Raw genomic sequence first — 21,539 nt, 5'->3', positions numbered from 1 at the left:
AAATTATTATTATTGAGTTTTAGGTAAAAATAATAGTAATTTAAATAAGGGAGGTGATTTTTTGATAAAGATAATAAAAAATATTGAGGTTTATGACCCAGAGTATTTAGGGAAAAGAGATATAGTAATTTTAAATGATAAGATTGAAGGTATATATGATTTTGTGAAAATACCTAAGGATTTTATAAATATACAAGTCATTGATGGAGAAAATAAAATAGCTGTTCCAGGATTTATAGATTCTCATGTGCATATAATCGGTGGTGGAGGTGAAGGTGGTTTTAGAACAAGAACTCCAGAGATACAATTAAGTAGTATAATAAAAGGTGGTATAACTACATTGGTTGGATGCATTGGAACTGATGGTGTGTGTAGAGATATGAAGGGGCTAGTTGCAAAGGCTAATGCTCTTTGTGAAGAAGGCGTAACTTGTTACTGTTATACAGGTTCTTATGATGTTCCTGTAAAAACTATAACAGAGAATATAAAAAGTGATTTATTATTAATTGATAGAATAATAGGTGTTGGAGAAATAGCATTATCAGACCATAGAAGTTCTCAACCAACTTATGAGCAATTTGCAAATATAGTTGCTCAAGCAAGAGTAGGAGGTCTTTTATCAGGAAAAGCTGGAATTGTAAATGTTCATTTAGGAAATGGAAAAAGAATGCTTAGTTATATAACTAGACTTATAGATGAATCAGAAATTCCAGCAAATCAAATTATACCTACTCATATGGGAAGAAATAGGGAGCTCTTTGAAGAAGGTATAAATTATGCAAAAAGAGGAGGACAAATTGACCTAACAACATCTTCAGATCCAGAAAATTTAGAAGAAGGTGAAGTTAGAGCATCACTTGGGCTTAAAAAACTTTTAGAAAGTGGAGTTGATGTAGAGAAAATTACTTTTTCTTCAGATGGAAATGGAAGTATGCCGATATTTAATAATTTTGGTGAACTTGTAGGATTAGGTATATGTTCTGTATCAAGTCTTTTTGAAGAAGTTAAAGAATCTATAAGATTAGGGATTCCTATGGAAACTGCAATTAAAGTAATAACTAGCAATGTAGCTAAGGTTTTAAAATTATCTCAAAAAGGATTTATCTCTACTGGTATGGATGCAGATATAGTTTTATTAGATAAAGAAAATTTAGATATAGATTCTGTTATATCTATGGGAAATATTTTAATGGATAATAAAAAATTATTAGTAAAAGGCACCTTTGAATAATAAATTTATAAAAGCTTTATAATAATTATTATTTGTAACATTGACTTAATATTTTAAATATAATATAATTGTAAATAATAAAATACCCCTAAGGGGTATATAGGGAGGCGTATAATTATGGTAAAACATATAAATGATCAAGATTTTAATACAGAGGTAATAGAAGCTAAAGAGCTAGTAGTTGTTGATTTTTGGGCAACTTGGTGTGGACCTTGTAAAATGATAGCTCCAGTTATAGAAGAGATTGGAGAAGAAATGAAAGAGGTTAAATTCGTTAAAGTTGACGTTGATAAAAACCCAGCTTCAGCAGGAAAATATCAAATTCAAAGTATTCCAACTTTATTAATATTTAAAAATGGAGAAGTTGTTGATACTTTAGTTGGATTTAGACCAAAAGCTGCTTTAACTGAAGCAATTAAAAAGCATATTTAATAACTAGCTTCATAAGGAGATGAAAAATTTTGAGCGAAAGATATGATATAGCTATAATAGGAAGTGGACCTGCTGGTCTATCTGCTGCTTTAAATGCAAAAATTAGAAATAAAAAATTTATTCTTTTTGGAAATAATGATTTAAGCACAAAGCTTGTTAAAGCACCAAAAGTAAATAATTATCTTGGATTTGTAGGCAAGAATGGGATAGATTTAAAAAATCAATTTATGGGCCATTTAAAAGAAATGGATATACAAATAACAGAGGAAAGAATAAATAGTGTTTATGCTATGGGAGAATATTTCGCTCTTATGGTAAATGAAAAAATGTATGAAGCTACTTCAATAATAATAGCTACAGGAATTGAATACACAAAGCCTATGAAGGGTGAAGAAGAATTCTTAGGAAAAGGTGTAGGATACTGTGCTACTTGTGATGCTCCATTATATAAAGAAAAGGTAGTAACTATAATTGGCTATAATAAAGAAGCTGAAGAAGAAGCTAATTTTGTAAATGAATTAGCAGGTAAGGTGTACTATGTTCCTAGATATAAGGGAGAATTAAATTTAAATCCAAAAATTGAAGTTATTGATGATATTCCTTTAGAAATAAGGGGAGAAGGTAAAGTTACTGAATTAATAACTAAAAATGGAAGCATAAAAACAGATGGCATTTTTGTTTTAAGAGATAGTATATCTCCAGGACAATTAGTTCCAGGACTAAAAATTACAGAAGGCCATATTGAAGTTGATAGATTAATGAAAACAAACATAGAGGGGTGTTTTGCAGCTGGTGATTGTACTGGTAAGCCCTATCAATATATAAAGGCTGCAGGTGAAGGAAATGTTGCAGCTTTAAGTGCTGTTGCATATTTAGATAGTAAAAGATAAAAAAGCTAACACATTTGTGTTAGCTTTTTTTTAAACAACATTAAAAAACACATGTTGACCTATACTTTTTTCTCCTGTTTTTTCTACGCCTTTCATCCACGAACAAGTAGCTATTTTAGGATTATAAAAATATAATGCTTCATCTGTTGGGTCATATCCTTCTATAGCTTTTAAAACTGCATTATAGCTATCATCATCAGGAACAACATCAATTTTTCCATCTCTAACACAAGAAAAAGCATTTTTTTGTGTTATTACTTCTTGAATAGTATTGGGAAATTGAGAGTCTGTAGTTCTATTTAAGATAACAGAAGCAACAGCTATTTTGCCATCAAAAGGTTCACCTTTACTTTCAGCATAAACTACTTGAGACATTAAATATATGTCATCTTTAGTAAGTGAAATTGTAGAGTCTGAACTTTTAAATACAGCGACTATATTATTGTCGCCATTATTTTCATAAGCTTCTTGTGGATTTATGTTAGAAGCTAGTGCATTTTTTTCTATATAATTATTTTGGCTAACTGGCTTAGTTGAGTGAGAAAGTGCGAAAACATCTTTTCCCATAAAATTTGTTATAAATAATAAGGTGAAGGCGAAGACAAAGTAAGTATAAATACTTTTTTTCATAAGAACCTCCTTTTAGGTAATTATTTTACTTTGTATATTGTAACCAAAAAAAAATAATTAATACTAAGAGGGTTAGTTTTTATTATAAAGGTCCAAGTCTTTTTCAGCTTTTTCTAAATCTATTTTAAATTTATCAAATAAAGAAGCAGCTTCTTCATAATAAGACGTATCCACATACTTATTTTTAATTTCTTTTAAAAGACCTTTATTAAAGAATTCAATATAATTTTCAAAAGATTTCAAGGCGTTTTCAAGAGCTAAAAATGCATCATTAGCTTTTTCGGGAATAGGAATAGAGTACAGAGTATTTTTAATTTCTTTTAAGTCATTTTTTTTCTTTTCAATATCTGTAGCTAATATATCTAAATTCCTTCCAGAATTTTTTATTATATTAGCTGTTTCAAAAAGTTTTTCATCTAATGAAGAAAGCTTGAATATTAATGATTTCATAGAAACTACAAAATCATTTTTTTGACTTTGAATAAATTTTTTATCTCTATTAATCTTTATTAATTCATTAATATAATAAAAAATATCTTGTATATAATTGTAACCTTCCTTATATAAATAAACAGGTAGTAGGTTTTCTCTACACAAAGAGTAATAATTTTCACATTCTTTTTTTAAGTCTAAAACTTTATAATATTCTTCACTTAGATTTAATGAATCAGGATTTTTTAAAATATATAGAAGCTTATTAAAAAGCTCAATATTCTTATCTAGTCCTTTATTTAAAGAACTGTGGATATTTTCATGATTTTTAGATACTTTTAAAGAATTTAAAGTTATGTTGTTTTCCTTTAGCATATTTAATTTTTTTTCAATGGAATTTACGTAGTTTTCAGAACTAATTTTATCTTTAGGTATGTCATAAGTTAAATTAATTTCGGAAACATTTCTAGCAATATCTTCAATTTTTGATTTTTCATTATGAGCTCTAAAAAATAAAAAACCTACTATAAATATTAATATAAGAACTGCAAATATTATATATATTAAGTATTTATCTATATACTTTTTAAATTTAAACTCCATAGTGTTTACCCCCTTATAAAATTTTCTATTTAAATATATGAATAATTAAACAATAACATTACCTAGAATATGTAAAATTGAAAAGAAATAAACTAAAATATACCTTATATTTATATTTTTATTGTATAATTTAATTGGTACTGTAATGGAGGTGAATTAGATGCAAGAATTAATAATGCTATTTACAAATAGCTTAAAGGATATGTCTATTTGGTCAATTATAGATATATTAATTGTGGCCTTTATATTTTATAGAGGATATGTATTAATAAAGGAAACAAGGGCAGAGCAATTATTAAAGGGTGTAATACTTTTATTAATTTTAATTCCTATAAGTTATGTATTAAGACTTCAGATGTTAAATTTTATACTAACTAAAACTTTAACTATAGGTGTTTTATCAATAATTATTATTTTCCAACCTGAAATAAGAAGAGCCTTAGAACATATAGGAAGTACTGCTTTTGATGATTTTCATGTTATTCAAGATGATCAAAAATTAGAAGAGGTTATAGACCAACTTATAACAGCTGTTCAAGATATGGCAGATACAAAGACAGGAGCCTTAATTGCCATAGAACAAAGTACTGGATTGGCTGAAATAATTTCTACGGGAACTCAATTAGATGCAGTAATAACTTCGGCTTTAATAGAGAATATATTCTTTAAGAATACTCCATTACATGATGGAGCAACAATAATTAGAAATGATAGAATAGTTTCAGCAGGCTGTGTATTACCTTTAACAGATGACACTACTATAAGCAAAAAGTTAGGAACAAGACATAGAGCTGCTATTGGTTTATCAGAAATATCAGATGCTTTAGTTATTGTTGTTTCAGAAGAAACAGGAGCAATATCCCTAGCAGTAAAGGGAAGATTAACAAGAAATTATGACGGTAAGAAATTAAAAAGTATATTATTAAAGGTTATGAGAAATAGAAGAAGTAAGAAAGGTAAAACTTTTGGGGAGAAGGTGAAAATATGCTTAAGAAAATTAAAGGAAAAAATTTCTTAGTAAAATTTATATGCCTATTATTATCCTTTTCTCTTTGGTTGTATATAATCAATGTGGAAAATCCTATTAGAGATCTTAAGTTAAATAATGTTCCTGTTCAGGTTGTTAATAGTGATGTTCTTAAAGATTATGATTTAGTACTGATGCCTAATCAAAATTTGACTGTAGACTTAGATTTAGAAGGCCCTTCTACTGAAATTTATAAGGTTAAGAAAGATCAATTTAAAATTATTGTTAACTTAAGTGAATATGTTCTAAAAGAAGGGGATAATAATATACCTGTGCAAATAGAAAATTATCCAAATAATATAAATATAAAAAATAATGGCTTTTTAAGAGTTAATATAGTTCTTGATAAATATCAAGAAAAGAGTTTACCTATAGAAAATCATATAAAGATAAATACTGCACAGGGAACATATGCAGATAAAATTAATTTAAGTCCAGAAAGTGCTACAGTTTCTGGAGCTGAATCTTTAGTAAACAAAGTTAAATCTTTAGTTGTAAAAGGGGAAATTAAAGATGTTAAAAAAGATGTTAACATGAAATTACCTATTATAGCTATTGATGAAAGTGGAAATGAAATAAAAGATATTAATATAAGTCCAGATAAAGCAGATATATCTTTTGGTGTTAAAAAATCAAAGGAAGTGCCTATTAATGTAATAACAACAGGAAATCCTCAAAATGGATTAGTTGTAAAATCAATAACTCCAAGTGAGGGAAAAGTAACTTTACTTGGGCCTGAGGATAAACTTAATAAAGTAGATTCTATTGATACTTCAGCTATTGACCTTTCACAGTATAGTGATGATACAGAAGTTAGTGTAAATTTAAATATTCCAGAGGGGCTTACTATATCAAGTGGAGATAAGGGAACTATAAATGTAAAGTTGTCCTTTAGTAAAGATGCAAAAAGAGATTTAGAACTACCTGTAAATGTAGAAGGTTCATTAGAGGGATATACTTCAGAAATAGATAGTAAAACTGTAAAAATTACTATAGATGGTCCTGAGGATTTGGTTAATAATATTGATTTAAGTAAATTTAAATGCACTTTAGATATATCAAAACTTACAGAAGAAGGTGGAAGTTTAAAACCTAATGTTACAACTTCTTATGATAACATAAAGATAATTAGCATAAATCCTTCAGAGATTAAGGTTACTTTTAAAAAGAAAGAAGAACCACCAAAACAAGGAACAAATACTGATAATAATAAGAATGAAAATGCACAAAATGGAAGTGTTCCAGAAGAAAATAACAAAGAAAATGGAAATAATAATCAATAAATTTTTACCACAGATTACTTTAAGGGTATTCTGTGGTAAAATAATTTACTAAAGAAATAAAATGGAGGAGTTTTGTTATGACGATTAGAATAAATAATATTAGTTTAGATATAAATGAAGATTTAAGTCTTTTAAGAAATAAAGTAGCTAAAAAATTAAGAATGTCTAAGGATGAAATTGGAGACATAAAAATAATAAAAGAATCCTTAGATGCAAGAAAAAAGAATATAATAAAATTTAATTATTGTGTAAATATAGAACATGAAAATGAAGAAAAAATAGTAGCTAAACTTAATGATAAGGATGTAAAAATAGATAAGTTAAATTATGATTTTGATTTTAGCTTTGGTGATAAAAAATTAGAACATAGACCAGTAGTTGTTGGCTTAGGACCTGCAGGACTTTTTGCAGCACTTTTACTAGCTAAGAAAGGGTTTAATCCTATTGTTTTTGAAAGAGGAGAAGATGTAGATTCTAGAACTAAAACAGTAGAAAAATTTTGGAAAACTGGAGAGCTAAATAAAGAGTCAAATGTTCAATTTGGAGAAGGTGGAGCAGGTGCTTTTTCAGATGGAAAACTTACAACTAGAATAAAGGATACAAGGTGTGATTATGTTTTAGATGCTCTTGTTAGAAATGGGGCTCCAGAAGAAATAATATATAAAGGCAAACCTCATGTAGGAACAGATATATTAAAAACTGTTGTTAAAAATATTAGAGAAGAAATAAAAAAATGTGGTGGAGAAGTACATTTTAATTCAAGATTTGAAGGAATAATAAAAAAGGATAATAAGTTAAAGGGAATAAAGGTAAATGGAGAGGAAGTTCCTTGTGAAGTTGTAGTACTTGCTTTAGGACATAGTTCTAGAGATACTTATGAAATGTTATTTAATGAAGGTATATTTATGAAGCAAAAGCCCTTTGCAATAGGAGTTAGAATAGAGCATCCTCAAGAAGTTATAAATTTAAGTCAGTATGGAGAGAAATATGCGAATCATCCAAAGTTAAAAGCTGCTGAATATAGATTAGCTTATCAAAGTAAAACTTTAGATAGAGCTGTTTATTCTTTCTGTATGTGTCCAGGTGGAGTTGTTGTAAATGCTTCTTCAGAGGAAAATAGACTTTGTGTAAATGGAATGAGTTATCATGCTAGAGATAAAGAAAATTCTAATTCAGCTTTAGTTGTAACAGTTGGACCAAAAGACTTTAATGGAGAACATCCCTTAGAAGGAATGAAGTTTCAAAGACATTATGAAGAACTTGCCTTTAAGCTAGGAGGAGCAAATTATAATACACCAGTTCAATTAGTTGGAGACTTTATGGAGGATAGAATTACAAAAAAATTAGGGTCTGTTAATCCTAGTGTATTAAGTAATGGTTATAGATTTGAAGATTTAAGGAAATGCTTACCTTCTTATGTAATAGAGGGCTTAAAAGAAGGAATAGTTGATTTTGATAGAAAAATAAAAGGTTTTGGACATAAGGATAGTGTTTTAACAGGTATTGAAACAAGAACGTCAGCACCAGTTAGAATTGAAAGAAATGAGAAATTACAAAGTATATCATTAGAAGGGCTTTATCCAGCTGGAGAAGGTGCTGGCTTTGCTGGTGGAATTGTATCAGCTGCTGTAGATGGGTTAAAAGTTGCTGAGAATATAATGAAAGAATACACTGTTTAAATTTTAACAATTTAATAAAAAATAATAAATTGAATATTCTGAAAACTTATGTTTTCAGAATATTTTTTGGTAGAATATAGTTATAAAGAATTAATTTTGAATTTATATGGGTGTAAAAGTAGTTTTTTTTTGCTTGCATTTGTTATAAATTTAACAAAATTCAAGGAAGAGGGTTGAGTATTATGGCTAAAAATTTTAATGAATTGTTTTCAAAACTAAGAGAAAATGGGATGAAAAAAGTTTCTGTTGCAGTTGCTCAAGATGAGCCTGTTTTAGAAGCAGTTAGAGAGGCTAAGAAGTTAGGAATAGCAGATGCTATTTTAGTTGGGAATGAGGAAAAAATAAAAGAAATAGCTGATAAAATAGGCATGGATTTATCAGATTTTGAGGTTTTAAATGAGGTTAATGATAAGAAAGCAGCTTTATTAGCTGTAGAGTTAGCATCTACAGGAAAAACAGATATGGTAATGAAAGGATTAGTTGATACTGCAACTTTTTTAAGAAGTGTACTTAATAAAGAAGTTGGATTAAGAACAGGTAAATTAATGTCTCATGTATCTGTATTTGAAATGGAAAAAATGGATAGATTAATTTTTTTAACAGATGCGGCTTTCAATACTTATCCAGAACTTAAAGACAAAGAAGCAATGATAAATAATGCAGTTAAGGTTGCACATGCCTGTGGAATTGAAGTGCCTAAAGTTGCAGTTATTGGTGCAGTAGAAGTTGTTAATCCTAATATGCAAGCTACAGTAGATGCAGCTTTATTAGCTAAGATGAATGATAGAGGTCAAATAAAGCAATGTTTAGTAGATGGTCCTTTTGCTTTAGATAATGCAATATCAGAAGAAGCAGCAAAACATAAGGGAGTAAAGGGAGAAGTTGCTGGAAAAGCAGACATATTATTATTACCAAACATAGATGTAGCCAATGTTATGTATAAGACTTTAACTTATATGTCAGAATGCAAAAATGGTGGGTTATTAGTTGGTACATCAGCTCCAGTTATATTAACTTCTAGAGCAGATAGTTTTGAAACAAAAGTTAAATCAATAGCTATAGCAGCAGTTGTTGCTCATGATTTAAAGTAGAGAGTTTTTGAGGGGGAAAGTTATATGGGATACAAATTATTAATAATAAATCCAGGTTCTACATCAACAAAAATTGGTGTTTATGAAGGAGAAAAAGAAATTTTAGAAGAAACTTTAAGACATTCAGCAGAGGAAATATTAAAGTATGATACTATAGTAGACCAGCTTGATTTTAGAAAAAATCTTATATTAAAGATTTTAAAGGAAAAGGGAATTGATATAAATGAAATAGATGCTATTGTTGGTAGAGGTGGAATGCTTAAGCCAATAGAAGGTGGAACTTATGAAGTAAATGAAGCTATGGTTAAGGATTTAAAAATAGGAGTTCAAGGTCCACATGCTTCAAATTTAGGTGGAATATTATCAAATGAAATAGCAAAGGAATTTGGTAAAAGAGCTTTTATAGTAGACCCTGTTGTTGTGGATGAAATGGAAGAAGTTGCAAAGCTTTCAGGAGTTCCTGAGTTGCCTAGAAAAAGTAAATTTCATGCATTAAATCAAAAAGCAGTAGCTAAAAGATATGCTAAGGAACATAATACTTCATATGATGATGTTGATTTAATAGTTGTTCATATGGGTGGTGGAGTTTCAGTAGGAGCACATAAAAAAGGACGAGTTGTAGATGTTAATAATGCTTTAGATGGAGACGGTCCTTTCTCACCAGAGAGAGCAGGGGGCGTTCCTTCAGGTGAACTTTTAGAAATGTGTTTCTCAGGTAAATATACTAAAGATGAAGTTTATAAAAAATTAGTTGGAAAAGGTGGCTTTGTTGCTTATGCTAATACAAATGATGCAAGAGATTTAATAAAACTATCTAAAGAAGGAGATAAAAAAGGTTCATTAATATTTGATGCATTTATTTATCAAATTGCAAAAGAGATAGGTTCTATGGCTGTTGTATTAGATGGAAAAGTTGATTCTATATTATTAACAGGTGGAATTGCTTATAGTGATTATGTAACTGAAGCAATAAATAAAAAGGTAAATTGGATTGCACCTATTAGTGTATATGGTGGAGAAGATGAACTTTTAGCTTTAGCGCAAGGTGCTATAAGAGTTTTAGATGGAATAGAAGAAGCTAAGATATATAAATAAAAAATAAACAATGTATATAATTTAATAATTTATTTTTAAATGGGGAAGAATTTTGTAATTCTTCCTCAAATTTTGTCGCAAAAAAGTGTTCATAAAAATCTGAAATATTTATATTTCACTAATATTATGTTAGAATAATAACGATGATTTTTAAATTAACTGATTTTTACAATGTATGAGTTGAGGTTTAGTTTTAATTAAAAAACCAAAAATTGGAGGAACAGCATGAATAAAATAATAATCAATGACAAGACTATCGAATTTGATGGTGACAAGACGATACTTGACTTAGCGAGAGAGAATGGTTTTGACATTCCGGTGCTTTGCGAGTTAAAAAATTGCGGTAACAAAGGACAATGTGGAGTTTGCCTTGTTGAGCAAGAAGGAAACGAAAGACTATTAAGATCTTGTGCGATAAAAGCTAAGGATGGAATGGTTATAAAAACAGATAGTGAAAAAGTAATAGAAGCTAGAAAAGAGAGAGTTGCAGAACTTTTAGATGAACATGAGTTTAAATGTGGACCATGTAAGAGAAGAGATAATTGTGAATTTTTAAAACTTGTAATAAAAACAAAAGCAAGAGCTCACAAACCATTTGTAGTTTCAGATAAATCAGAATATGTAGATGATAGAAGTAAATCAATAGTTTTAGATAGAAGTAAATGTGTTAAATGTGGTAGATGTGTTGCAGCATGCAGAACAAGAACTGCTACAAATTCAATAAAGTTCCATAGAATTGATGGAGTAAGATTAGTAGGACCTGATGAATTAAAATGCTTTGATGATACAAATTGTTTATTATGTGGTCAATGTATAGTAGCTTGTCCAGTTGATGCTTTATCAGAAAAATCACATATTGATAGAGTTGAAGAAGCATTAAAGGACCCAGAAAAGCATGTAATAGTTGCAATGGCACCTGCTGTAAGAACATCTATGGGTGAATTATTTAAGATGGGATACGGTCAAGATGTTACAGGAAAATTATATACAGCTTTAAGACAATTAGGCTTTGATAAAGTATTTGATATAAACTTTGGAGCAGATATGACAATAATGGAAGAAGCTACAGAGTTAGTTCAAAGAATAAAAAATAATGGACCTTTCCCAATGTTAACTTCATGTTGTCCATCATGGGTAAGAGAAGTTGAAAATTATTTCCCTGAGTTAGTTGAAAATCTTTCTACTGCAAAATCACCACAACAAATATTTGGAGCTGCTTCAAAGACATATTACCCAGAAGTTGCTAATATAGATCCAGAAAAGGTATTTACAGTAACAGTAATGCCTTGTACTTCTAAAAAGTATGAAGCTGATAGACCAGAAATGGAAAACAACGGTATAAGAAATATAGATGCAGTTATAACAGCTAGAGAGTTAGCTAGAATGATAAAAGCTGCTAAAATTGATTTTGCTAAATTAGAAGATGGTGAAGTTGACCCAGCTATGGGAGAATATACTGGAGCAGGAGCTATTTTTGGAGCTACAGGTGGAGTTATGGAAGCTGCTTTAAGAACAGCTAAAGACTTTATGGAAAATGACGACTTAGAAAATGTTGATTATGAAGCTGTAAGAGGTTTAGCTGGAATAAAAGAAGCAGAAGTTGAAATAGCAGGAAAAGAATATAAATTAGCTGTTGTAAATGGAGCTGCTAATGTTTTTGAATTAGTTAAGTCAGGAAAAATAAATGATTATCACTTTATTGAAGTAATGGCATGTCCAGGAGGATGTGTTAATGGTGGAGGTCAACCACATGTTTCAGCTGAAGATAGTGATAAAATGGATATTAGAGCAGTAAGAGCATCTGTTCTTTATAATCAAGATAAAAACTTAGCAAAGAGAAAATCACATCAAAATTCAGCTTTATTAAAAATGTATGAAAATTACATGGGTACACCAGGACACGGAAGAGCTCATGAGTTATTACACATGAAATATAAAAAATAATAATTTTAAAATTAAAAGCAGGATATTATTTATCCTGCTTTTTTTATTTAAAATAATCCATGAAAAATAAAATTTATACAAACTCTTTAGATTAGTATACAAAAAATATGGAATTCTTTTGTAAGTAATGTTTATAGATGAAAACGGTTAAGTGGTATAAAATAAAATCATGAAAGAATTTGAGAAATAATTTTAAAATTATGGGGGATTATTAATATGGCAAAATTATCACTTAAACATATTTATAAAGTTTATCCAGGAGATGTTACAGCTGTTAAGGATTTTAACTTAGAAATAGCTGATAAAGAATTTATAGTATTTGTTGGACCATCAGGTTGTGGTAAATCAACTACTTTAAGAATGATTGCTGGTTTAGAAGAGATTTCAAAAGGTGAGTTATATATTGGAGATAGATTAGTTAATGAAGTTGAACCAAAAGAAAGAGATATAGCAATGGTTTTCCAAAGTTATGCTTTATATCCACATATGACTGTTTATGATAATATGGCTTTTGGTCTTAAGTTAAGAAAAGTTCCAAAGGCTGAAATTGATAAAAAAGTTAAGGATGCAGCTAAAATACTTGATATAGAACATTTATTAGATAGAAAGCCAAAGGCTTTATCAGGAGGTCAAAGACAAAGGGTTGCTTTAGGAAGAGCTATAGTAAGAGAACCTAAGGTATTCTTAATGGACGAGCCTTTATCAAACTTAGATGCTAAGCTAAGAGTTCAAATGAGAACTGAAATAGCTAAATTACATCAAAGATTACAAACAACATTTATATATGTTACACATGACCAAGTTGAAGCTATGACAATGGGTACAAGAATAGTTGTTATGAAAGATGGTATTATTCAACAAGTTGATTCACCACAAGAAATATATAACAATCCAGCTAATGTGTTCGTTGCAGGATTTATAGGAAGTCCACAAATGAACTTTATAGATGGTACTATTAAAGAAGAAGGTGGAAAATACTTCGCTTACTTCCAAAATCAAAAAATTGAAATGCCAGTTGAGAAAGCTAGATTATTAAAAGAAAAAGGATATATGGGAAAAGATGTTATACTAGGAGTAAGACCTGAACATTTAGATGATGATCAAGATTTAGTTTCTTCAAATCCATCAACAGTAATAACATCAAGAGTTGAAGTTACAGAGCTTATGGGAGCAGAAAGTTATATATATACTAAACTTGGTGAGCAAAACATAACAGTTAGAGTAAATGGAAGCACTAAGTTACAAAGTGGACAAGAAGCTAAATTCTATGTAGATGCTACTAAAATTCATGTTTTTGATAAAGAAAGTGAATTAAAGTTAGTTTAGAATAAATAGCGATAATATAAAGGGGAAATAAATATGTACAGTTTTCATAAATTCTTAGAAGAGTTATATTTAAATACAAAAATACCTTTTAAAGTTCTTTTAGAAGAGGAGGAGTTTTCTTTAGGAGAAGTTGAGGAGAAGAAAAAAGTTTCTTTAGATTTTTCTGTTAAGGGTAAAAGTATTGTTATAACAACGGATGAGAAATATGAAAGCTGTATTTCTTTATTAAAATATTTAATTGAAACCAAAATTAAAGAAGCTTCTAGTAGTAGAGAAAAATTAATTAAAAAAGCTTTAAAAGGTATAAATATAGAAAAAAGTATTATAGATAGTGAACTTAATTTTTTAAAAAATGGTTTCTATATGATAAATGTTTTTTTAACGTCTAATCTTGAAGAAGCATTAGATATTGTTCAAGAGTGTTATAATAATAAAAATGTTATTAGTCTTTTAGAAGGTGGAAGTATAATAATACTTGGTGCATTAGAGGATGTTGAAGAACATGTAAATAGTATAAAATATTCTATAGATTCAAACCTTTATATAAAATGTTATATAAGTTATATGAAATTAAATAATATTAATGAAATAAAAGAGGCTTATGAGATAAATATGTCTAAGATAAATCTTGCAATAAAATATGATTTAGATGAAACTATCTATGGGGAGAGAGACTTGCTTTTTGAAAGTTTAGTTGATTCTATAGATGAAAAATTAAAATTAAAGCTATATGAAGAGTTTGGTTTAGGATTTTCTACTTTAGATAGAGAAATGATTAAAACCATAGAAACTTTTTTTAAGTGTGGACTTAATGTAAGTGATGCATCTAAAGAACTTTATGTACATAGAAATACATTAATATATAGACTTGATAAAATTCAAAAGTGCACATCTTACGATATAAGAAATTTTAATGAAGCGGTAATATTTAAAATAGCATTTTTAATATGGCGTGGAAAAGAAATAGATAAAAATAATTAATTGAAAGCTTAGTTAGAAAATAAAAGTTCTGACTAAGCTTTTTTATTGTAAATAAATAATGGATAATTTTTATAAAATAATAATAATTTTCAAGAAAAATATATTGAAAATGTTTTCTTAGTATTATATAATTAAGTTGGAAACGGTACCGAAATTTCAAAAGAGTTTTGGTGATTTTTTTAGAATGTTTTTGGTACCGTTTCCGAAAATGAGAATGTAATTTATGGCTTTTTAGCTAATTAAAATTATGAGGGGGATTTATAATGGGAAAACGTACAAAAATTTTAGTAACTGTTATGGCAGCAACAATGTTGTTTGCTGGTTCTTTAATTGGATGTGGAGGTAAAGGAGATTCAGCTTCTTCTGAAGGTTCAGATAAAGAACTTACAGTATGGTCACATTTAACAACTCCAGAAGTAGAAGAAATTAATAAAATTGCTTCTAAATGGGGAGAAGAAAAAGGAATAAAAGTTAAGGTTGTAGAGGACAAATCAGAAATGCAAGCTTACATACAAGCTGCAAATAGTTCTAAAGGACCAGATGTAATGTTTGGACTAGCTCATGATAACTTAGGAACATTCCAAAAAGCTGGTCTTTTAGCAGAAGTTCCTGAGGGAGTAATAAATGATTCAGATTATGCATCACATCAAGTTTTAGATGCTGTAACAATTGATGGTAAAAAATATGCTATTCCAATAGCGCAAGAAACATCAGCTCTTTTCTATAATAAGGATAAAGTAAGTGAAGTACCAAAGAGTATGGAAGATTTAGTTAAAGTTGCAGAAGAAGGTGCAGGATTTAAATATGATATCAATAACTTTTATGCTACTTATGGATTTATAGCAGCAGATGGAGGATATGTTTATAAAGATAATAATGGAACATTAGATCCAACTGATATTGGACTAGGAACACCAGGTGCAATAAAAGGATATCAATTCGTTCAAGATTTAGTTCAAAAAGATAAATTAATGCCTGCTGATATAACTGGAGATATAGCAAAAGGTGATTTCTTATCTAAGAATACAGGTTTTTATATTTCAGGACCTTGGGATGTATCAGCTTTTAAAGAGGGAGGAGTAAACTTTGGTGTTGCTCCAATGCCAACATTATTTGGAAAGCAAGTACCAACATTCTTAGGTGTTCAAACTGCTTTTGTTAGTGAAAAATCTAAAAATAAAGATTTAGCATGGGAATTAGTTAAGTACTTATCAGAAAATTCAGGGGATGTATTACTAAATAAGGGTAACAGAATACCAGTATTAAATAAATATTTAGATAGTGATGACTTTAAGAATAATGAATATATGAGTGCATTTGCAGAACAAGCTAAATTTGCTACACCAATGCCTAATATACCAGAAATTCAAGCTATGTGGGGACCTGCTGGTGCTAATCTACAATTATTAACTTCAGGACAAATAACACCAGAAAAATGTGCTGAAATGACAGTAGAACAAATTAAGCAAGGTATAGCACAACAAAAATAATTTTAAAAACTATAAATAAAGGGATTTAAATCCCTTTATTTATAGAAATTTATTTTAACTAGGTATTTAAGGAGGCGAGATATAATGCAAGTTACAAGTGATGATGTAAGGGCATGCAAGAAATCAAAAAATTTAAAAAATACAATTAAAGCAATGCCATATTTATTACCAGCTATTATATCAATAATGATATTCACAATATTTCCAATAGTATATACTGTAATAATTGCTTTTACTGATTATACTATGTATTCACAAGGACATATTAATTTTGTAGGCTTTGCAAATTTTATAGAAGTTTTAACAGGACCGTTTAAAGATGTATTTTTACCTGTTTTTGGGTGGAATATAGTATTTGCAGTAATATCAACTGCAGGAACTTTCTTCTTAGGATTAATGGTTGCTATGGCAGTAAATAATCCTAATATAAGAGAGAAAGCAATATATAGAGCAATACTTATAATTCCATGGGCTCTACCAGCTACAGTTGCTATTTTATCTTGGCAAGGGCTATTAAATGGAAGCTATGGTGCTATAAATAATTTATTATTAAATTTACATTTAATATCAAATCCAATTCCTTGGCTTACAGACCCAACTTGGGCAAGAGTAGCACTTATAATAGTTAACATATGGTTAGGATTCCCTTATATGATGAATGTTTGTTTAGGAGCTTTAGGAGCAATTCCTGATAGTTATTATGAAGCTGCAGAAGTTGATGGTGCTAGTAAATGGCTTCAATTTAAGAAGATAACTTTACCTTCTTTAGCACAAATATCTTATCCATTATTAATTTCATCTTTTGCATTTAACTTTAATAACTTTGGTTCAGCTTTCTTAATAACAAAGGGAGGACCACCAAGAATGACTACTCAATTTGCAGGTTATACAGATATATTAGCATCTGTAAACTACAAATTATCAACACAATTTGGTAGATTTGAAATAGCTTCTGCAATAAGTATAATAATCTTCTTAATACTAGGAACTATATCTTATTACCAAATGAAGTTAAGTGGTCAGTTTGAGGAGGTTGAATAATATGCAAAGTAAAGTTCAAAAAAAGAGTAATATAGTAACTACCTCAGAAATCAAATATGAAAGAAAATTAAGACCAGCAGAAAAAAGGATGGCTTGGATATGTAGAATATTCATTTGGATAATGCTACTTATAGTTTTATTTCCAGTTTTCGCTGTAGTTTCAGCTTCTTTAGCTAAGGGAGAAGTTTTTACCCAAACAACTTTAATTCCTTCAGCATTTACTTTAGAAAATTATACAAAGGTTTTAACTGAAACAAATTTCTTAATATGGGTTAAGAACTCCTTAATAATATGTGTTGTAGTATCAATAATTCAACTTGTATTAACAGTACCTATGGCTTTTGCTTTTTCAAGATTAAAGTTTTGGGGAAGAAAAAAGGGATTAATGATGTTATTATTACTTCAAATGTTTCCATCAGCAATGTCTTTACCAGCAATATTAGCTATTGCATATAGATTAAACGGAATGGATCATATAATTACTTTAATAATAATACAAGCTGGTGCAGGAGCATTTAACATTTGGCTACTTAAGGGAGCTATAGATGGAATTCCAAAGGAACTTACAGAAGCAGCTTATGTTGATGGAGCATCTACTTTCCAAACTTTTAAAATGATAATACTTCCTTTATTAAGAAATATGTTATTAGTAATTTTCTTATTTACTTTTATAGGAACATATAGTGAATTTATATTTGCTTCAGCTCTTTTAAAGAGTCCTGAAAGTTTAACACTTGCAGTAGGTATGCAACAGTTTATTACAAACAATTTCTCTGCAAACTGGACTCAATACTCAGCAGCTGCAATTATGGCATCAGTTCCAATAGTTATATTTGCAACTGTTGCACAAAAATATATGGCTAAAGGATTAACTGCTGGTTCAGTTAAAGGTTAATTAAAAATTTATTATATCTCAAAGCCCAACATACTTCTTTAAAATAAATTTATTAGGGAAGGATGAAAGTCCTTCCTTTTTAAAATAACTTCTATTGTTAAATTATAAGTCCTTTTATTGCCAAGGTTTACAAAGAAGGTTATAATTTACTTGGAATCGTTACCGGTACAATTTCCAAAAATGGGATTTTATAAGGTGAAAGATTTTATAATAGGAGGAAGTTATGAATATAAGAGATATAGCAAAAATGGCTGAAGTAGGAGTAAGTACAGTATCTAGGGTTATAAATAATCACCCAGATGTAAAGGATGAAACAAGAGAAAAAATATTAAAAATAATAAAAGATAGTAATTATATACCAAATAATAGTGCTAGAATTCTAAAGAAAAATAATACTAAAAATATAGGAGTTTTAGTAAAAGGGGTATTTAACCCTTTTTTTGCAGAAATGATAAATATAATAGGTAATAGAATAAATGAAGCTGGATATACAATGATTTTACAACAAAATGATTATACAACAGAGGATGATGTAGACAATTTAATTGCCTTTGTTAAGGAAAAAAGGCTTCAAGGTATTATATGTCTAGGAGGAAACTTTTTAAATATAAATGATGAAAGTTTTCAATTTTTAGATATTCCTGTGGTTTTAACCTCTGTTAATACTCTTTCAAAAAAGAGTAAAAGTAAGTTTTCTTCAGTTGGTATAGATAATATATTAGCTGCTAAGGAGTCAACAGAATATTTAATATCTCTTGGACATAAAAATATTGGTATTTTATTAGGAGAGAAAAATGATGTAGGAATAAGTGGACTAAGATTAGAAGGGTATAAAAGAGCTTTAGAAGAAAGTAATATAAAATATTCAGAAGAAAATGTTTTTATAGGAAATTATGATTATGAGGGTGCTTATAGGGTTACAAAAGAGATAATAAAAAATAATAGTAGCATAACAGCGATATTTTCTATTTCAGATATAATGGCAGTTGGTGCTGCTAAGGCTGTTGTAGATTGTGGGTTAAAAATTGGAGAAGATATATCTATTGTTGGATTTGATGGTATGGATATAAGTAAATATTATAATCCTGGTTTAACAACAGTAAAACAACCTAAAAAGAGTATGGCAAATAATAGTATAGATTTATTATTAGCTCTTTTAGCTAAGAAAGAAGAACATAAGCATATAATTTTTGAAACTAAAATAATTGAAAGAGAATCTTGTAAAAATTTAAAAAAATAATAAAGTGGTATTAAGTTTAAAAAGTATTCAACTATTGGTAAAAGAATAAGGGAGAGAATATTATGAAAGATAATTTAATTAATAATAATATAATTAAATATACCTTTGGAAAACCTTTTTTTAATACAGAATCTGTAGTGTTAAAGGAAGAAGAAATAAAAAAGGGGAGAGAGTTAAAGTATTTAAAATTAAAGGATGGATATTTAATTTTAAATCTTAAAGAGGATGATATAGTTTACGGACTTGGTGAAAATGTAAGAGGGTTAAATAAAAGAGGATGGAAGTATGAAAGCTTTTGTACAGATGATTTTTCTCATACTCCAGAAAAAGTAAGACTTTATGGAGCACATAATTTCTTATTAATATATGGAGAAGAAAGCTTTGGTGTCTTTATAGATTCTCCTGGAAAAGTTAATTTTGATATAGGTTATACAAAAAGTGATGAACTTAAAATAAAAGTAGAGGATATAAATTTTGATTTATACATTATAGAAGGAAAAAACTTAAATGAAATATGTAAGAATTTTAGATGTCTTATAGGGGAAAGTTACATAGCTCCAAAGTGGGCCTTTGGTTATCAACAAAGTAGATGGAGCTATAAAAATGAAAAAGAAGTTAAAAATCTATTAGAAAATTTTAATAGATTAAATATTCCTATTGATTGTATATATCTTGATATAGATTATATGGATGACTTTAAAAACTTCACAATAAATAAAAATTCCTTTCCAAATTTTGAAGCCTTAGTAAGTGAATTTAAAGAACAAGGAGTAAGACTTATTCCAATAATTGATGCAGGGTGCAAAATTGAAAAAGGATATGATGTTTATGAAGAAGGGATTAAAGAGGGATATTATTGTATAGATGAAAAGGGAAAGCCTTTTGTAGCAGCAGTTTGGCCAGGAAAAGTTCATTTCCCAGACTTTTTAAATAAGGATGCTAGAAAATGGTTTGGAAATAAGTATAAATTTTTAACTGATAAAGGAATAGAAGGTTTTTGGAATGATATGAATGAACCTGCAATATTTTATTCGGAAAAAAGATTAAATGAAGCTTTTGAAAAGGTATCACAAGCTAAAGGAAAAAATTTAGGTATATATGATTATTTTGACCTTAAAGATGAGTTTCCAAGACTTCAAAATAATATGGAAGATTATAAAAGTTTCTATCATAAAACAAAAGATGGTTTTATAAGACATGATAAAGTGCATAACCTTTTTGGATTTAATATGACAAGAGCAGCTTCTGAAGGGCTTTATGATATTGATAAAAATAAGAGGTTTTTATTGTTTTCTAGAGCTTCAACTGTTGGTATGCATAGATATGGTGGAATATGGACTGGAGATAACATGTCTTGGTGGGAACATATAAAGTTAAATATGCAAATGATGCCAAGTATAAATATGTGTGGATTTATATATGTAGGAGCTGATACTGGTGGCTTTGGAGGAGATGCTACAGAGGATTTAGTTATAAGGTGGTCTCAGTTTAGTGTCTTTACTCCTTTGTTTAGAAATCATTCAGCTTTAGGTACAAGAAATCAAGAGCCTTATTCTTTTAGAGAAGAAAGCTGTCATATATTAAAAGATGTTTTATATTTTAGATATGCTATTATTCCATATCTTTATAGTGAGTATATGAAATCAGTTTTAAATAATGAAATGTATTTTAAGCCATTAACCTTTCAGTATAAAGATAATTTCACAAAAAGAGTAGAAGATCAGATGCTTTTAGGAGATAGCTTAATGATAGCTCCTATATATGAACAAAATTCCTTAGGCAGATATGTATATCTTCCAGAAGATATGCTTTTATTTAAAGTTAGAAAAGTTGATGACTTTGAACTTAAAGTTTTACAAAAGGGACATCATTATATAGAAGCTAAACTAAATGAAATACCTATATTTATAAGAAAAAATAAAATTATGGTAATGGCTAATAATAAAGCAAAAAGGGTAGAGGAAATAAATAGTGAGGAGTTAAATTTAATTTCCTTTGTTTCTGAGGAAGCTGAATATATTTATTATAATGATGATGGATTTAGCAAAGATTATGAAAAGGGTAAATATGAGGAGTTGAAAATTATAATTAAAAAAGAAAATTTAGATTATGAAATATTGGTGGAAAATAATAATTCTAGGGTTAAAAAGTTAAACATTAAAATATTTGATATAAATAATAATATGGTTAAAAGAGAAATATTACTTTAGTAATAAGTAACTAGGGGGA

The 21,539-nt window shown here is 28.6% G+C and carries 18 protein-coding genes; 16 read left to right on the top strand and 2 right to left on the bottom strand.

The features are described 5' to 3' along the window. Positions 1-61 precede the first annotated feature (61 nt). From iadA to AC4FQV_RS08790, 3 genes are all read left to right on the top strand, one after another. Entirely contained in the window at positions 62-1,231 is a 1,170-nt protein-coding gene (iadA, locus tag AC4FQV_RS08800) for a beta-aspartyl-peptidase (RefSeq protein ID WP_491139875.1), read from the top strand. 117 nt (positions 1,232-1,348) lie between these two features. After that, positions 1,349-1,663, top strand: a complete 315-nt coding sequence (gene trxA / locus AC4FQV_RS08795) for a thioredoxin (protein WP_491165347.1) — start codon at positions 1,349-1,351, stop codon at positions 1,661-1,663. A 29-nt stretch (positions 1,664-1,692) separates the two neighbouring features. After that, positions 1,693-2,553, top strand: coding sequence for an NAD(P)/FAD-dependent oxidoreductase (locus AC4FQV_RS08790; protein ID WP_491165346.1), 861 nt, complete (start codon positions 1,693-1,695; stop codon positions 2,551-2,553). Positions 2,554-2,583: 30 nt separating this feature from the next. On the opposite strand, the gene AC4FQV_RS08785 is transcribed toward AC4FQV_RS08790, so the two are convergent. Together AC4FQV_RS08785 and AC4FQV_RS08780 are read right to left on the bottom strand one after the other, a co-directional pair. After that, positions 2,584-3,183, bottom strand: coding sequence for a cell wall hydrolase (locus AC4FQV_RS08785; protein WP_491165345.1), 600 nt, complete (start codon positions 3,181-3,183; stop codon positions 2,584-2,586). Positions 3,184-3,255: 72 nt separating this feature from the next. After that, positions 3,256-4,218, bottom strand: a complete 963-nt coding sequence (locus AC4FQV_RS08780) for a hypothetical protein (protein ID WP_491165344.1) — start codon at positions 4,216-4,218, stop codon at positions 3,256-3,258. 160 nt (positions 4,219-4,378) lie between these two features. On the opposite strand from AC4FQV_RS08780, the gene cdaA reads away from it, so the two are divergent. The 13 genes from cdaA (at position 4,379) to AC4FQV_RS08715 (ending at position 21,520) form a co-directional block, all read left to right on the top strand. Further along, a complete protein-coding gene (cdaA, locus tag AC4FQV_RS08775) occupies positions 4,379-5,236 on the top strand; it encodes a diadenylate cyclase CdaA (RefSeq protein ID WP_491139870.1) in 858 nt (285 codons plus the stop codon). After that, positions 5,203-6,528, top strand: coding sequence for a CdaR family protein (locus tag AC4FQV_RS08770; RefSeq protein ID WP_491165343.1), 1,326 nt, complete (start codon positions 5,203-5,205; stop codon positions 6,526-6,528). Before cdaA ends, AC4FQV_RS08770 begins: the two co-directional genes overlap by 34 nt. A 77-nt stretch (positions 6,529-6,605) precedes the next feature. Beyond that, positions 6,606-8,207, top strand: coding sequence for an NAD(P)/FAD-dependent oxidoreductase (locus AC4FQV_RS08765; protein WP_491165342.1), 1,602 nt, complete (start codon positions 6,606-6,608; stop codon positions 8,205-8,207). A gap of 182 nt (positions 8,208-8,389) precedes the next feature. Beyond that, on the top strand, positions 8,390-9,298 hold the full coding sequence (gene ptb / locus AC4FQV_RS08760) for a phosphate butyryltransferase (RefSeq protein WP_491139867.1): 909 nt from the start codon (positions 8,390-8,392) through the stop codon (positions 9,296-9,298). A gap of 24 nt (positions 9,299-9,322) precedes the next feature. Beyond that, complete coding sequence (gene buk / locus AC4FQV_RS08755) at positions 9,323-10,393, top strand: butyrate kinase (RefSeq protein ID WP_491139866.1); 1,071 nt, start codon at positions 9,323-9,325, stop codon at positions 10,391-10,393. A 225-nt stretch (positions 10,394-10,618) separates the two neighbouring features. After that, entirely contained in the window at positions 10,619-12,337 is a 1,719-nt protein-coding gene (locus AC4FQV_RS08750; RefSeq protein ID WP_491139865.1) for a ferredoxin hydrogenase, read from the top strand. A gap of 216 nt (positions 12,338-12,553) precedes the next feature. Next, a complete protein-coding gene (locus AC4FQV_RS08745) occupies positions 12,554-13,663 on the top strand; it encodes an ABC transporter ATP-binding protein (protein WP_491139864.1) in 1,110 nt (369 codons plus the stop codon). 33 nt (positions 13,664-13,696) lie between these two features. Continuing rightward, the gene (locus AC4FQV_RS08740) at positions 13,697-14,644 is read left to right on the top strand and encodes a PucR family transcriptional regulator (RefSeq protein ID WP_491139863.1); all 948 of its coding nucleotides are present in this window, start codon (positions 13,697-13,699) and stop codon (positions 14,642-14,644) included. A 263-nt stretch (positions 14,645-14,907) separates the two neighbouring features. Beyond that, complete coding sequence (locus AC4FQV_RS08735; protein ID WP_491139862.1) at positions 14,908-16,134, top strand: sugar ABC transporter substrate-binding protein; 1,227 nt, start codon at positions 14,908-14,910, stop codon at positions 16,132-16,134. Between the two features lie 84 nt (positions 16,135-16,218). Then, positions 16,219-17,175 carry an ABC transporter permease subunit gene (locus tag AC4FQV_RS08730; protein WP_491139861.1) on the top strand — a complete coding sequence of 319 codons (957 nt, stop codon included), beginning with the start codon at positions 16,219-16,221 and terminating at the stop codon, positions 17,173-17,175. 1 nt (position 17,176) lies between these two features. Further along, positions 17,177-18,070, top strand: coding sequence for a sugar ABC transporter permease (locus AC4FQV_RS08725; RefSeq protein ID WP_491139860.1), 894 nt, complete (start codon positions 17,177-17,179; stop codon positions 18,068-18,070). 223 nt (positions 18,071-18,293) lie between these two features. Continuing rightward, positions 18,294-19,310: a LacI family DNA-binding transcriptional regulator gene (locus AC4FQV_RS08720; RefSeq protein ID WP_491165341.1), complete on the top strand. Its 1,017-nt coding sequence runs from the start codon at positions 18,294-18,296 to the stop codon at positions 19,308-19,310. A 62-nt stretch (positions 19,311-19,372) separates the two neighbouring features. Beyond that, entirely contained in the window at positions 19,373-21,520 is a 2,148-nt protein-coding gene (locus AC4FQV_RS08715; protein WP_491165340.1) for a TIM-barrel domain-containing protein, read from the top strand. Positions 21,521-21,539 lie beyond the last annotated feature (19 nt).

The organism is Clostridium sp. TJA038 (assembly GCF_058310255.1).
The sequence above is the reverse complement of the archived record's forward strand: the minus strand, read 5'-3'. Positions and strand labels throughout refer to the sequence as shown.